The sequence below is a fragment of the bacterium genome (genome assembly GCA_026708055.1).
Classification (GTDB): Bacteria; Actinomycetota; Acidimicrobiia; order Acidimicrobiales; family CATQHL01; genus VXNF01.
Window position 1 is genome coordinate 1 of sequence record JAPOVS010000081.1, and the last position, 14,780, is coordinate 14,780.

The window sequence follows — 14,780 nt, forward strand, 5'->3', positions numbered from 1 at the left end:
AGGCCGCCGCCCTGCGCGCCCGACGGAACGACCGGAACAGCGACACGGGCAGGTAAAGGGCGCCCGAGTCCTGAGACCGCCCCTCCAGTCTCCCCCCTGGCCGGGCCGCCGGCGAGAACAGCGCCGGCTGCAGGGCCCCCAGCGGCTAACCGGCGCCTGCGCCCTCGGCAGTGAGGATGTCGAGGAACGGGGAGTAGCTGTAGACGCGGTTACGCCTCTGCCCCGTCACCTCGGCGACAACCCCGAGTTCGCCCATCCGATCGAGCAGTCGCGCCGCGGTGGCAGGGGTGGCGCCGAGTTGCGCGGTGGCGTACCTGATCGTCAGCCGGGGCTGTTCGGCCAGGAGATCCAGCAGCGGCGCCGCGTAGCGGCCGAGGTTCTCCGTTGCGGCCAACCGATGATGCGCCTCACGCAGCGCCGAGAGTCCGACGGCGGTGCGCGCCGCATCATCGGCTGCAATTCGCAGGCCGTCGAGGAAGAAGCGCAGCCAGCCCTCCCAGTCGCCGCGGTGGCGGACCAGGTTCAAGCGCTCGTAGTACTCCAAGCGGTTCTGTTTGAGGTACAGGCTCGGGTAGAGCAGCGGCTTGTGCAGCAGGCCGCGCTCGGTGAGGTAGAGGGTGATCAGCAGGCGCCCGACTCTGCCGTTGCCGTCGCCGAACGGGTGGATCGTCTCGAACTGCGCGTGCGCCAATCCGGCCACGACCAGCGGCGGCACGGTCCGGTCCCGGAAATAGTCCTCCAGGTCGGCCATCGCGTCGGGAACCTCCTCCGGCGGCGGCGGCACGAAGTGAGCGCTCTCCACGGTGCATCCCTCGGGGCCGATCCAGTTCTGTGTCCGCCGGAACTCGCCGGGGGTTCGCTCGTGCCCGCGGACGCCCTGGAGCAACTCCCGATGGATGGCCAAGATCAGCGGTCCGGACAGCGGCATGCTCGATAGCAGGTCCAGCCCGAGATTCATTGCCTGCACATGGTTGTATGCGGCGGTCAGATCGACATCGACCCTCCGGGCGGTGTCGCTCACCTCGACGGCGAGCAGGTCGTCGAGGGTGGAGTGGATGCCCTCGATCTCCGAGCTGTACAGCGCCTCCCGTCGCACGTACGCGGCGACGAACAACTCCGGGTTCGGCAACGACCGCGACACGCCGTTGAGCCGCCCCAGCGCCCGGTCGGCCTCCGAGAGGGCCAGCAGAAGGTCATCGGTCCAACGCAACGGCGGCTCCGGGGGCAACGGCTCAGGGATGAACGCGTCGTAGCCGAGCCTCTGCCGCTGATACCGCCCCGCACGCGTCGTCATATCGCCTTCCCCGGTTGTCCCAACTTCCCGTACGCTTATTATACCAACTCGCTGATAAGTATAATAACAGGCGCACAGCGGCGGTCATGTTCTCGAGATCTGCACCAACGACAACCCCATGCGCCTCGGCGAGGGCGAGTTCCTTGAGCTGTGACGCGGCGCTGCTCAGCTTCCGAGTGCCGCCCGGAGTGCTGCCGCGGCTTCCTGCTGCGCTTCTTCGGCGAGGTCCATCTCGGCGTCGAACCCGAAGAACCCGTGGAACACGCCGTCGTAGCGTGAGCAGGTCACGTCGCCGCCGCCAATCATCCCCTGCGCTTGGAGGCCGCCCTGTGTGCTCCGTTTTCGCCGCGGACCGCCTTGGCGCTCTCGGCCCGGGCCGGATGTGGAGACCCCACCTGGTGCCCGGTGTGTCGGGGGGCGCTACGCTTCTGCCATGACCGCTATCTCCACGGAGTCGCCTGCGGCCGACCCTCTCAGCGTGTTGTGCGAGATCGCTGCGAGCGAGGCTTCTCTTGTCTCTCGCCGCCACGAGGCCGTCGTCTCCGCACGTGCCGCGGGGGCAACGTGGGACGACATTGCCGTCGCTCTCGGCGTCGACCTCGACACCGCGATCAAGATCTACTCGACGGTTGCGTGGCAACGCCTCGATGCTACAGCCGACCTCAATCTGGCTGTGTCCGACGAAGACGCGAACGCTCTCGCCGTGCGTGTCATCAACGAGGAGCGGCTCGGACTGCCTCTGCCTTGAGCCCTGTCACCCGAGTCGTGCTGGACGCGAACATCTTCATCTCGATGGGGATCAAGCCGTTCGGCCCGCCGGCTCGGGCTGTTCGTGCATGTGCGGAGCGAGCCGACATCGACGTACTGGTCTGCCCGACACTGGTACATGAAGTCGAGCGTAGGGTTCTCCGAGACAAGAGGTTGACGACCCTGATCAGTCGCCCTCGGGCGATCGAGATCCTCTCCTACCTCCGGACACGGTTCCTCCAACTCGCGGACCCTTCCGCGGTGCCTCGCGTGGCGCCGCAGAGGAAAGACGATTACCTCTATGCCCTTGCACGCCAGAACGGAGCCGCGTTCATTGTCACTGGCGACAAGGCTCTGCAGAACCACCCCGAACAGGACCCGCCAGTCGTGTCTCCGCAGACCTTCCTGGCGGATCCGCTGTTCAACGTCGGCTTCGGGCCTGCCGAGAATCCCGTTCCCTAGCTGTGCTGGCAGTATCCCGGGCATCGGTCAGATTACAGAAACAGTAAGTTGTGGGCGGCACGACGGTTGTGCCACCTACGACCTCATGCCAGGCGCAGGCTGCGTAGACCCGCCGCTTGCTCCAAGCACCCCAGTCAAAATGTGGATACCCGTTCACCTTGTTGCGTGGCCTTGGCGTGGCAGTGCCGGGGCTCGTTGCTCGCCGCGGCGGGTCGGGCTGTCGCCCCTGTCACTTGATGGCCCGGTCGCTGTCGATCACTCGGCGGCGCTCAGCTTCCGAGTGCCGCCCGGAGTGCTGCCGCGGCTTCCTGCTGCGCTTCTTCGGCGAGGTCCATCTCGGCGTCGAACCCGAAGAACCCGTGGAACACGCCGTCGTAGCGTGAGCAGGTCACGTCGCAGCCCGCCGCCGCCAGCTTCGCCGCGTAGGCCTCCGCCTCGTCGCACAGCGGGTCGTACTCGGCTGTGATGACCAGGCCGGGCGGCAGACCGGCATGACTCGCCGCGTGTACCGGCGACATGTAGGGATCGGTCCGGTCGGCGTCGCCGGTGTAGTGGTCGTAGAACCACTGCATGACCGCCCGCGTGAGCAGCGGCCCGTCGGCGTTGGCGGCCATCGACCACCAGGCGTCGGGATCCATGTCGCAGCAGGGATACACGAGCAGCTGGTAGGCGATCGGGGGGCCGCCCCGGTCGCGGGCCGCCATGGCCGTCACCGCCGCCAGGTTCCCGCCCGCCGAGTCACCCGCCACCGCAAGGCGCGCCGGGTCCACCCCCAGTTCGGCGGCGTTGGCGGCCACCCAGCAGGCGGCCTCGTAGCAGTCCTCGACGGCGGCCGGATACGGGTCCTCGGGCGCCAACCGGTACTCCACCGACACGTACACCAGCCCCGTGCGGTTCACCATCGAGCGCACCTGCGGCTCGTGGGTTTCGATGCTGCCGAGCACCCATCCGCCGCCGTGGAAGAACACCACCACACCAACCAACCGGTCGCCGTCGCCGGCACCGTGGGGCCAGAAGATGCGCAGCGGCAAGTCGTTGCCGTCGGGCCCCCGGATGACTCGGTCGGCGACGCGCCCGACCTCGGCAGGCCCCGCCGCCTGCTGTGTCTGGATCGTGGAGTCGCGCATCTCGGCGGGGGTCATCTCGGGCGAGAGTCTGAACCCGTCCTCCTCCATCTTCTTCAGCACCGTGGTGGCCTGTGGATGCAGGGGCATGTGTCGTCCTCCTCGGTTATCTCCCGGCGCGCTGCCGGACGGCCTCCTACCAGCCCTCACCGAACGTCAGCACCGAGCGCAGCACCCGCCCGGCTGCCAAGTCCTCCAGCGCCTCGTTGACCTCGGCCAGCGGGCGGCGGTGCAGCAGCAGGTGATCGGTCGTGACCGCGCCGGAGCGGTGCAACTCCAGCACGTCGCGGATGTCGGTGGGTGTGAAGCCCCGCGACCCCCACACGCTGGACTCGCGCCACACCAGGTCGGTGGCGCGCAACTCGAAGCCCTCGGTGGTGGTGCCGATCAGGACCACCCGCGAGCCGATGCCGGAGGTGTCGATGGCCTGGCGGTCCACCACCGCCGAGCCCACGGTCTGCACGACCACCTCGGGACCGCCCGGGGGGCACAGCGCCCGCACCCGCTGCGGTGCGCCGTCACCGCCCCGCACCACGTGGTGGGCACCCAGCCGCTCGGCCAGTTCCAGCTTGGCGTCGGAGCGGCTGACGGCGATCACCTTGCAGCCCAGGTGCGCCGCGAGTTGCACGGCGTTGGAGCCGATGCCGCCCACGCCGAACACCGCCACGGTCTCGCCGGGCTGCACCTCGGCGATCCGCACCAGCCCGTGGTAGGGCGTGGCTACGGCGTCGGTGAGCACCGCGACCGCGGCCGGGTCGTCGCTGGGCAGCACCGGGATGACGTTGCGCTCGGGAACCAGCACCTGGCCGGCGAAGGCGCCGTCGTACTCCACGCCCATGCGCCGCACGCTGAGGCACATGTTGACGCGCCCGACGCTGCACATCCGGCAGGCGCCGCAGTGTTCGATGTAGTACAGCGCCACCGGCGTGCCGGGCGGCGCCACCGACGGGTCCACCCCCTCGCCGAGCTCGCGCACGACGCCCGAGGCCTCGTGGCCGGGGGTGATCGGCAGCTTGGAGTCGAACCCGCCCTTGCGCAGGAAGACGTCGCTGCCGCAGACCCCGCAGGCCCGCACGTCCACCAGGATCCACCCCGGCGGGGGCGGAGGGCTGGGCCGCTCGAGGATCTCCAGCGGCGAGTTGTAGCGGTGCAGGACCGCTGCCTGCACAGCGCTCTCCTCAGCCGATGCCCGGAAGGCCCAGGGCGCCGGCGTCGGGCAGCTCACCGGCGTCGAAGTGCGACGAGCCGAACACAGCCGGCTTCTTGCGCCCCACGCGCTCGTAGTACTCCTCGGGCACCGTCGTCGGGTCCTTGTACATGGTCCACTGGCAGCGCTGCCGGACCGCCGGATCGCGGTCCGTGTCCGGGTAGACGGGCGGGTCGATCACCCTCGTCGGATAGCCGAAGCGGTCCATCGGCATCTCCTCGTTCAACACGATGCAGTGGGCGCAGTAGAGGCAGATGCCCTTGGTGTAGTGGTTCCAGGAGGCGGGCTCCTCCGAGACGGCCCAGTTGTAGGGGGCCTCCATCCGCGCCGGCGTGTCCTCCTCCCAGTCGCCGCGGATGATCCGCTGGCCCGAGCCGCACGGGTCGAAGCGGATGACCCAGCGGTCCTCCTCCTCGATGAGTTCCATGTCGCCGGTGCGCTGGGGGCCGACGAGGTGGCCGCGCATGGCCTCGCAGGACACCGTCAGCAGGGTCTCGAGCGCCTCGTCCCAGGGATGCGAGTCGATGTCGAACTTCTGGTAGCGCCAACTGAACAGCGGCAGCAGCACCCGCTCGTACATGTCGGCGATGCCCTGGGCGCCGTGGTGGTCCTGGATGGCCGACATCAGCCCGTAGGTGTGGTCCACGTCGCGGTCGTGCGTCTGGCGCCAGACGTCCTTCATGACGTCCAGCGTCTCCAGCGCCTCGGCGGTCTCGGCGCGGTAGATGTGCTTCAGCAGGTTGCGCTGGTGGGTGCGGAAGGAGTCCCAGTGGCGGTGGGCGTTCCAGGGATTGCCTTCCGGCGTGGTGAGCTTGGACTGCACGTCGGCGTCCACGGCTGCCAGTTCCTCGGCGTCCATTCCCGCATCCGCGAGGAATCCCCGCAGGTCGTTGACCCACTGCCGGTAGAGCGTGAAGCAGACGTTCGCCTCGTCCACGAAGTAGTCGGCGAGGTCGGCGGCGTGGTCCCAGTCGCCCTCCCTGACGGCCTCGGCGATCTTCCGGTAGGTGCCGATCGTCTGGTCCTGCCAGTCGCCGATGCGCACCCGCCGGCCCAGCATCTCGGAGAACTCGATCCTGGTCTTTTGGCCCGTACCCATCCGTCCGCCTCCCCAGCTTCGATCCCGCGCCCGACCCACCGGCCGGCCACGACCTGTCCGGCGACTATACCCAACGGCCACCTCAGCGGGCGAGACACGGACACTCTCCGAGCCCACCGGCAGGGCGCGCCGCCGAGCGCCCGGCCACTGCTCGCCGCACCCGGCCATTCGGCGGGACGACGCGGCACGCCGGCTCGTGCAGAGTGAAGGTGTCATCTTCGGATTGCAGATCCACGCGGCGGTGACACTCGAGAGCAGCCGGAATCGAGCCTGGGCCGTCCCGGCGCCTCCGCCCGCACCAGTCGGCGGCGCGCCCGGTCCTCGTCCCGGCCGAGCGGAAGCACTGTCCCCCACCCGCTCACAGCTAGCCTCAGCGCATGCTGAGCGGCACTGCGGAGCCCCGAATCCGTCATTCCGGCGCAGGCCCGAATCCACTGGCCAGCGGTTCGATCTCGACTCCCGGTCGACGACGCGGCGCGCTCGCCGCCAGCCGATGAACCAGTCCGCGCCGGTGCGCGCCGCTGTCGTTTCCCCCTACTGGACGTTCTGGGAAGCGAGCGCCGGCGGGCCGGCCCTGCGTGACGACCGTCTTGCACTGCTGGCGGAGGCCGCCGCAGCGCTCGGCGACCGCCGAACGCCGTCCGGCGAGTCGAACGACGAGGCCGGCGGCGGGGTGCAGGTGATCTGCGAGGGTCTGCTGGACTCGCCGGAGACGGCAACGGCGTTGGCGGACGGCGTCCCCGGCGACCTCGACGTCATCCTCGTGGTGATCTGCATGGCTGCGCCCTCCACGCACGGCTTGGCGTTCCTCGACCGCTTCCCGATGGTCCCGCTGGTCGTCTGGTCGCTGCAGCACTCACGCAACATCCGGGCGGGCTTCGACGCCTCGGACATCACTTCGGCCGGAACCGCCGTGGGCACGCCGCAACTCACCAACATGCTCGCCCGCACAGGCCGGCCGCACGAGATCGTGGTCGGCGCGCTGGACGACGCGGACTGCGGTGCCCGCGTCGGACGCACGCTGCAGGTGGCCGCGACGGCAAGCGCGCTCCGCCGGGCACGGATCGTCCGCGTCGGCCAACCCCCGCCCGGCTACACCTGCGTCGATACCGACGCCAATCTGCTGCAACGCGCCACCGGCATCCGCTTCATCGATATCGAGCCAGCCGAACTGCGCCGACGTATCGGCGAAGTGCCCGGTGATGTGATCGACAGCTTGGCGGCAGAGGCCGAGACCACCGCGGAGATCATCGGCGACCTCGCCGAAGCCCCCTCCGACAGGACCGCCCGGCCCGATGACGCCCCGCCCGGCATCGGGCCCGCCACCGCCGGGTTTGCCCCCGCTCCGGCCGCGCGGCGCTCCCTGGCCAGCGCGGCGGCGCTGGAGGCGCTGGACGACGAGCTGGGCGTGACGGCGGGTGCCATCAACTGCCACGTCGCCGAGCTCCGCTTCAGCACCGAGGTCGGGGTCACGCCGTGCTACGGGCTGGGTCGGGAGACGTCCCGGGGCATCCCCTGGACCTGCGCCGGCGACGTCGTGACCGCGGTCGCCATGCTCGTGGGCAAGCGCCTCGGCGGCGCCGCCCTGTACCACGAGCTGGAGGTCATCGACTTCGACACCGACGAAGTGGCGCTCGCCAACTCCGGCGAGCACGACCTGGCCTGGTGCCCCGCCGGCCGCCGGCCGCGCCTGCAACCCAACCCGTGGTACGCCGACGATCCACTGACGGGCGCGTCCATGTGGTTCGAGTTGCCGCCGGGGCCGGCCTCGCTGATCGGCTTCACGCCCCACGCGGCGGAGCCCAGCGGCTACCGCTTCATCGTGGCGGAGGGCCACATCACCGAGCGCTCGCTACCCCAGAGCCCCACTGTCGGCGGCGTGTTCCGCTTCGCCGGCGACGCCGGGGTGGCCGAGTCGTGGCGGGCCTGGGCCGCAGCCGGCGTCAACCACCACAGCGCCTGCAGCCCCGGCCACCTCGCCGCAGACGTCGCCGCCGTCGCCCACCACCTCGGCGTCGGCTGCATTCAGGTCTCCTGACGGTGAGGCCTGCATCGGCCGGAGCGCCTACCGGCCATGCGGCCGAACATCGCCAGCCGCCCAGCGGGGACGGCGTCCCGCGATGTCCAGTTGCTCCCTGTTCACCAACGCGTCGTAGCCGCCGGCCGGTTCTGTCGGCAACCTGGCCGCTGACGTGGCGACGGTTGCCAGCCGCGTCGGCTGCGTCGCGGTCTCCTCGTGCGAGCCGTACGGTGCCTTCGGCGTGAACGGCCCACAAAAGCCGACTGCCCGACCGCCGATTAGAGCATTAGCGGATAGGCGGCCACCGCCGACTGAGGAATTCTCCCGTCATTCCGGCGAAGGCCGGAATCCAGGCTCCGGCGACACGATTCGCGCCGCTGCAGTCGACTGCAAAGCGCCTGGTCAGAGCCTATCCGCTCGTGCTCTTAGGAGCACCGTCGGCGTCGCGCAGGCCGCTATCCTGATGTGCGCGGTCGTGGTTACCGGCATGTCGCGTGTCGATGACGCCCCCCCCCCCGAGCAAGCCGAGGCACCACGGTCCATCGGTTCGCCAACAGTCACCGAGCATTCCACCGGCCCACCGATCGGAACCGGCGGAACACTGGGCGATCTGCTGTACGAACTCGTCCGCATATTCTTCACATGGAATCCGGCAGGACGCGCCTCGCTGGCGGTCGTCACCTCCGGCGGCCACCTGCGCGGGATCAACGAGGATCGCCCACACGTCTCCGCTAGCTCGGTGAAGGCGCTGTGGACCGCAGCTGCAATCGACCTGGCGGGACGTGACGCCGCCGCCCCGCTCGCTCACGCCACCCTCGCCCACTCGGACAACCACGCTGCGGGCCGGATGATCGACCTGGCCGGCATCGACGCCGTGAACAACTGGACCCGCCAACAGGCAGGACTCGCCAGCACCCACACGGCCTGCTGGAACTATGGTCGCCGGAGATTGGCACGATCGGCTGCTGCCGACGGTGGCTGCGCGAACCTTACCACGGTGGAGGATCTGGCCGTCTTCCACGCCCGGCTGCACCGCGGTGAGTTGCTTTCCCCGGAGGACTCCGCCAGTTTGCGGGCCTGGCTCCTCGAAACGCCGCGAGGCGCCATGGCGGGCGCCCTCCTCGCCAGCCTCCCGACCGAGACTGCCGCCGCGGCCACCCACAAGGCCGGCTGGCTACCACCGGGATGCTGCCGCAACGATCACCGTCTCATCATCGACGCCGGTACGATCCCGCTGCCCCGAGGAGAGTGGTTCGCCATGGCCGCCGTCGCCGACCGGGGAAGCGACTACGCCGCCTCGGTGCGCTGGGTGACTTACGCGGCGTGCCGGATCTACAAGCTCCTGGCAGGCGACCGCCACCACAACTGCCGCCCCGGCCGGCCTCGCTGACTGGCCACCGCCGACCGCGGGATCGTCGCATGGGGGCAAAGGAGTGGACTCCTGGCAACCTTCAACCCGACCCTGAGGCGACCCGACGCGGGCGCAGCTACGCCGCCTCGGTGGGTTCGACGGGACAGCCGTCGGTGGCGAGGCGCCATCCCTCGGCTTCGGACTGCATGCGGGCGTAGCGCCGCGCCTCGGTGTGGGTGAAGGCCACCCGCCCCGGCCCGCTGCAGGCGATGAGGCCCTTGTCGATGAGCCGCTTGCGAAGGCCGGTGGCCGCTTCGGGTTCGACGCCCCTACGGGCCAGATCGGCGATGCCGCCGTCGTGAGAGTCGCCGAGCATGCAGACCAGGAATCGTTTCTCCGCGGTGTCGAGGCCGTCCCAGGTGGGGCCGTAGAGGCGCGGTCCCATGGTCTGCCGTGACGTCGCCAGTCCGGCGCTCACCTCCGCGGCGCTGATCCCGGCGGCGGGGTCGGCCGCGGCGAGCGGCGCCGCCTGCGCCTGGCCATCCGGCGCACCCGCCCCGCCGGCGCCGCGCAACAACAACTCTGGCCCGACTGGCGCCACTGCGCCTCCACCACTGATCGCGACGACCTCGACACCGCCGCCACCGACCGCCTCCACCGCGCCCACGCGACCGTCGAACCCGCCATCCGGGACCCCGAAGCCAACGCCGGACTCGCCCACCTCCCCTCGGACAGCTTCGCCGCCAACGCCGCCTCGCCGGCCTGCGCCGCCCTCGCCCACAACCTCCTCCGCCGGCTCGACCGGCTCGCCAAAGGCCCCCGCGACAGACTCACCGTCGGGCGCACCGCCCGCGACCAACTCCTCGCGGCGCCCGGGCGCCTCGCCAACCACGCCGGACGCCATCTCGCGCGCCTCCCCGCCCGCTGGCCCTGGCAGACCGCCCACCACAACGCCCTCACCAACATCCGCGCCCTGCCCCGACTCTGCTGAACGCCCCCGGCGCCCCCACCACAGCGGCCAAACGCCGGCCCCACGCGCTCCGAAACCGCCCAAACAGCCCACCGCGCCCCCACAACACCCCAACCCGACGCCAACCGCGACGACACAGCCACCCCCGGCAGCCCGAAACCGCCCACCAGCCCCCCAAAACCACCCACCCGACAACCCCCACCGACCCCCACCGGTGGATTCAGGCTTAGCTGTCGATGTCGGCAGTCTCGTAGCCGACGAGGAGTTGGATGGGCTCGGCGTCGGGGAAGGTGGCAATCAGTTGGAGTTCGCCACCGGTGGCCCGGATGAACGAGCGGAGCGTTGACAGCAGCATGTTGCTGCGGTGCTCCAGTCTCGACACCTCGGACTGGTCTATCTCGAGCAGTTCCGCGAGGGTCGCCTGCGTGAACGCTCGCGCCTTGCGCACCTGCGCGAGAGTCGCCTGACGTTCGTGGATCTCCGCGAGAGCTGTCTGCACACGCTTCTGTGCCCGCGGGTCTGCCTCCACCTCGGCGTAGAAGTCGCGAGGTGTGATCTTATGCTGCCACGCCTCAGGCGACACCTCGTCGGTCGAGGCGTCGTCCGCGGGCAGTTGTCTCTGTTGTGCCTCTTCCATGCCGTTCTGTGCTTCACCCTTTCTGTTTCGCCCATTCTGTGTCGCCTTTTCTCGTGTTCGACTCTGTCGTAGGCCTGTTCCGTGTTTCGGCGTGTCGTCGAGTCGCTTCTTCGTATTCGGCGTATTGACCATTGGCGTTTTGCTTTTGGCGCAATTGTTCGGCTCAGGATTATTTCGTCTGATCGTTCCCTCCCTCAACTCGCTTAGAGGCCGCCGCGCTTCACGATCGGCCTGTAGTTCCGGTGGAGCCGGCACCATTGCTCCAGCCGTTCCTCCGCCCTCGTCACGTGAGGCGGATACCAACGGTGGCCAAGTTCCGTCTTGTCGCCACCAGTGAGCACCACCGCAGCCTCTTCGCCATTGTCGTCGACAACGAAGGCGAAGAGGACGCGCAGCACTGGAGGACCAACGGCGTACGGCGTGGTCGACGTCGGCGGTGTTCGCCGAAGAGCACCCATGTCGAAACGCGTGGACACGACCTCGTGACACTCGGGATCACCAAGGTCGCGACCGTAGATCTCCAGAGCCATCAACAGGGTGGCGATTTCAGCGCGAACCTCCCACCAGTCAATTCCGTCGTCGATCTCCTCGCCAGACAGTGACCGCAGCCAGTTGTCGAACGAAGGGTGGAGAAAGACATCCACGCCATGCACTCTAGCACATATGTGATCGAATGCATACGACCGCACTGCCCGAGCGCGGACTCGAGTGCGCCTCGGAGAGGTCGGCGCTTGAGGGAGGACGGTGACGGGTAGCCCGGCCGGCCTCGCTGACTGGCCACCGCCGACCGCGGGATCGTCGCATGGGGGCAAAGGAGTGGACTCCTGGCAACCTTCAACCCGACCCTGAGGCGACCCGACGCGGGCGCAGCTACGCCGCCTCGGTGGGTTCGACGGGACAGCCGTCGGTGGCGAGGCGCCATCCCTCGGCTTCGGACTGCATGCGGGCGTAGCGCCGCGCCTCGGTGTGGGTGAAGGCCACCCGCCCCGGCCCGCTGCAGGCGATGAGGCCCTTGTCGATGAGCCGCTTGCGAAGGCCGGTGGCCGCTTCGGATTCGACGCCCCTACGGGCCAGATCGGCGATGCCGCTGTCGTGAGGGTCGCCGAGCATGCAGACCAGGAATCGTTTCTCCGCGGTGAGGTTGCCCTCGGCCACCTGCGCCAGCTCCGCCAGAACCTCACGGCGGTCGCCCAGCACCGGGGGCACGGCGCCGAAGCGGGGCGAGAACGGGTTGCCGTTCGCCATGGGGGATCCTCGGGCAGCATCCAGCAGGGCGGCGCCAGTCTAACCGCCCGACTGTCAGGGGCCGAGCGAGGTGAGTGGCACGACCGTGACGCCGTCGGGCCGTTCGTACCCGTACCCCGAGGGGGTGATCACCAGCCGCTTCGCGGGCGGGCCGACCCGGTCGAAGTCGATCTGCTCGCAGGCGGCGTTCAACGACCGGGCTGCTTCGTCGATGCGGTCACCCGACCCAAGCTTGACTTCCACGGCCAGCCATCGCCCGTCGAAGCGTTGAACCACAGCATCCAGCTCGTGGCCGTTGCTGTCGCGGTAGTGGTGGACGGATGCCTCGCTGGCCTCCGCGTAGACCCGTAAGTCGCGCACCGCCAGCGACTCGAACGCCTGTCCCAGGAATCCGGGGTCTCGCCACAGCCGCTCGGGACCGGCGCCCAAGACCGCGACGGCGAGCGACGGGTCCACCAGATGGCGCTTGGGTGAACGCCGCAGCCGCGCACGCGATCGCAGGTGGACCGACCAAGCAGGCAGATCCTCCACCACATACACACGCTTGAGGGACTCGATGTAGTCCGAGACGGTGTCGCGGGACGGCGCAGCGTCACCCGCGATGTCGCCGGCGAGCGTGGATGCTGCGGCAGCAGTGGCGATGTTGCGGCTCAGCGACTCCAATAGCCTCATGACGCCGTCGGGACGGTGCCTTGCGCCGTCGAGCCTCGCGACGTCCACCCGGGCGATCTCTGCGAGATAGGCGCGGCACAGGGCCTGCGCCTGCGCCACGCCCATCGTGAGATGCCTCGGCCAGCCGCCTCTGCAGAGAGCCTCGACGACGTCTCTGTCCGATGCCTGAGGCGTGCCCGAGAAGCAGTCGGCGCCCTCCAGCAACGACGCCAGCGAGGCCTCCCCGGTCGACTCCCCGGACTCTGCGAGCGACATGGGGCGCATCCTCACCCGCATCACGCGGCCGGCGCCGGAGTGTCGGGTGCGATCGTCGGGCGGATGCGCTGATCCCGTGAAGATGAACAACCCCCGAGAGGCCTCGGCGTCCACGAGGTGCCGAGCCTCGTTCCACAGGCCCGGGGCGAGCTGCCATTCATCCACGAGCCGCGGTCGCGCGCCTTCCAGCACTCTGCGGGGCCACAACGCCGCCGCTTCGGCAGCTTTGCGATCCCGGTCGAGACGCACCTCGCTGCGAGCATGCCGAAGGCTCGTCCAGGACTTGCCGACACCCCGTGCGCCCTCGACCGCGACAATGGGCGAACTGCTCAACGCCCAGGTCATAAGGGTATCGGCCGTCCGCTGCCGATAACCGTGGGGTGTCAGCGGACCGCTGTCGATCGGCGGCTCCATGCTGGCAATCTAGCGCGCTCCGTGTCAAACCCGCATATTGCAGGTCCTTCAAGCGGTAGATTGCAGACTATTCGTGCTGGAATTTGCAGGCACTCGAGAGACCGGTCGAGAGCCCCGTCGGCAGGCTGCTCGAGGGTTGCCGACGGCGGCGGAACAGCGGTGCGCGAACACCCGAGCATGGACACGCCGAGGGTGGCCGGATACGCTCGGCGGCAGCGATCGAGTCGAGTCCTGAGCAGGAGCGCGGCTCTCGGCGAGGGGAGGCTGCCGCATGACAGACGTCAAGACTCCTGCGTCCGGGCGCCGCCGCGACTGGATCCCCGAGGAGCCGATCGAGTTCGCGCCCGTCTTCGTCTGGCCCCCTCGGCCCCGCAAGCTCGCCACGTACCTGTTCGGCTGGGGCGGGTTCCTGTGGCCGTGGCGGGCCATCTGGCTCGGCCTCGCCATCGGGTCGTGGTACTGGCTGTCACCGAGCCTTGCCGGGGCCCGCAACCTGGAGTTCGGCTGGATCGCCACGATCTTCATCCGGAACCTGGTGTTCATCTGGCTCATCGCCGGCGGCATTCACCTCGTCCTGTACACGCTGAAGCTGCAGGGAACCGACCTCAAGCACGACCCGAGATGGCTCGCCGTGCGCCGTCGGAGGTTCCTCTTCAAGTCTCAGGTTCGCGACAACGTGTTCTGGAGCTGCGTCAGCGGCGTGACCATATGGACCGCCTGGGAGGTCCTGTTCTTCTACGGCTACGCGCACGGTTGGGTGCCGTACCTCGGCTGGTCCGACAATCCGGTCCTGTTCCTGCTGATGTTCCCGGTGGTGGTGATCTTCCGCAAGATCCACTTCTACTTCACGCACCGGATGCTCCACTGGCCGCCGCTGTACCGCAGCGCCCACTACCTGCACCACAAGAACACCAACCCCGGGCCGTGGTCGGGGATGGCCATGCACCCCATCGAGCACCTCATCTACTTGAGCTCGGTGGCGATCCACTTCGTGGTGGCGTCGCACCCGGTCCACATGATGTTCAATATCTTCGAGACCGCCCTGGCGCCCGCGCACGGCCACACCGGTTTCCAGGGCAGGACCGTCAAGGGCAGGCTCCCGGTGGGCGACTACTTCCACTGGCTGCACCACCGCTACTTCGAGGGCAACTACGGCGAACTGACGATCCCCCTCGACCGCTGGTTCGGCACGTTCCGCGACGGTCCCGAGGCATATGCCTCGGCAGACACCCGCCCCACCGAGCGCCACTACGCCCTCGCCGGCGAGGACGCAGGGGGGGACG

Annotated in this window: 15 protein-coding genes; 5 read left to right on the top strand and 10 right to left on the bottom strand. The window is 69.2% G+C overall.

From position 1 onward, the window contains the following. Positions 1-145: 145 nt before the first annotated feature. Positions 146-1,294, bottom strand: a complete 1,149-nt coding sequence (locus tag OXG55_16600) for a Fic family protein (protein MCY4104857.1) — start codon at positions 1,292-1,294, stop codon at positions 146-148. Between the two features lie 165 nt (positions 1,295-1,459). Beyond that, positions 1,460-1,582, bottom strand: a complete 123-nt coding sequence (locus tag OXG55_16605) for a hypothetical protein (GenBank protein MCY4104858.1) — start codon at positions 1,580-1,582, stop codon at positions 1,460-1,462. A gap of 145 nt (positions 1,583-1,727) precedes the next feature. Between OXG55_16605 and OXG55_16610 the strand changes: the two genes are divergently transcribed. Continuing rightward, positions 1,728-2,042 carry a hypothetical protein gene (locus OXG55_16610; protein MCY4104859.1) on the top strand — a complete coding sequence of 105 codons (315 nt, stop codon included), beginning with the start codon at positions 1,728-1,730 and terminating at the stop codon, positions 2,040-2,042. A 17-nt stretch (positions 2,043-2,059) separates the two neighbouring features. Continuing rightward, entirely contained in the window at positions 2,060-2,503 is a 444-nt protein-coding gene (locus OXG55_16615; GenBank protein MCY4104860.1) for a PIN domain-containing protein, read from the top strand. A 269-nt stretch (positions 2,504-2,772) separates the two neighbouring features. Here the strand turns inward: OXG55_16615 and OXG55_16620 are convergent, their stop codons facing one another. From OXG55_16620 to OXG55_16630, 3 genes are read right to left on the bottom strand one after another with little or no spacing between them, the layout of a single operon-like run. After that, the gene (locus tag OXG55_16620) at positions 2,773-3,717 is read right to left on the bottom strand and encodes an alpha/beta hydrolase (protein MCY4104861.1); all 945 of its coding nucleotides are present in this window, start codon (positions 3,715-3,717) and stop codon (positions 2,773-2,775) included. Between the two features lie 46 nt (positions 3,718-3,763). After that, on the bottom strand, positions 3,764-4,795 hold the full coding sequence (locus tag OXG55_16625) for an alcohol dehydrogenase catalytic domain-containing protein (protein ID MCY4104862.1): 1,032 nt from the start codon (positions 4,793-4,795) through the stop codon (positions 3,764-3,766). Positions 4,796-4,805: 10 nt separating this feature from the next. Next, complete coding sequence (locus OXG55_16630) at positions 4,806-5,933, bottom strand: hypothetical protein (protein MCY4104863.1); 1,128 nt, start codon at positions 5,931-5,933, stop codon at positions 4,806-4,808. Positions 5,934-6,426: 493 nt separating this feature from the next. Between OXG55_16630 and OXG55_16635 the strand changes: the two genes are divergently transcribed. Further along, a complete protein-coding gene (locus tag OXG55_16635) occupies positions 6,427-7,971 on the top strand; it encodes a hypothetical protein (protein MCY4104864.1) in 1,545 nt (514 codons plus the stop codon). Between the two features lie 469 nt (positions 7,972-8,440). Next, a complete protein-coding gene (locus OXG55_16640) occupies positions 8,441-9,343 on the top strand; it encodes a serine hydrolase (GenBank protein ID MCY4104865.1) in 903 nt (300 codons plus the stop codon). Positions 9,344-9,440: 97 nt separating this feature from the next. Here the strand turns inward: OXG55_16640 and OXG55_16645 are convergent, their stop codons facing one another. The 5 genes from OXG55_16645 to OXG55_16665 form a co-directional block, all read right to left on the bottom strand. Next, the gene (locus tag OXG55_16645) at positions 9,441-10,208 is read right to left on the bottom strand and encodes a hypothetical protein (protein MCY4104866.1); all 768 of its coding nucleotides are present in this window, start codon (positions 10,206-10,208) and stop codon (positions 9,441-9,443) included. 292 nt (positions 10,209-10,500) lie between these two features. After that, positions 10,501-10,911 (bottom strand): XRE family transcriptional regulator, encoded by a 411-nt coding sequence (locus OXG55_16650; GenBank protein MCY4104867.1) that lies wholly within the window; start codon positions 10,909-10,911, stop codon positions 10,501-10,503. Positions 10,912-11,114: 203 nt separating this feature from the next. Continuing rightward, positions 11,115-11,555, bottom strand: a complete 441-nt coding sequence (locus OXG55_16655) for a hypothetical protein (GenBank protein ID MCY4104868.1) — start codon at positions 11,553-11,555, stop codon at positions 11,115-11,117. A gap of 226 nt (positions 11,556-11,781) precedes the next feature. Continuing rightward, positions 11,782-12,156, bottom strand: coding sequence for a hypothetical protein (locus OXG55_16660; protein ID MCY4104869.1), 375 nt, complete (start codon positions 12,154-12,156; stop codon positions 11,782-11,784). Positions 12,157-12,210: 54 nt separating this feature from the next. Then, positions 12,211-13,416, bottom strand: a complete 1,206-nt coding sequence (locus OXG55_16665; protein ID MCY4104870.1) for a DUF4143 domain-containing protein — start codon at positions 13,414-13,416, stop codon at positions 12,211-12,213. Between the two features lie 352 nt (positions 13,417-13,768). Between OXG55_16665 and OXG55_16670 the strand changes: the two genes are divergently transcribed. After that, on the top strand, positions 13,769-14,780 hold a 1,012-nt coding region (locus tag OXG55_16670; GenBank protein MCY4104871.1), incomplete at its 3' end, for a sterol desaturase family protein.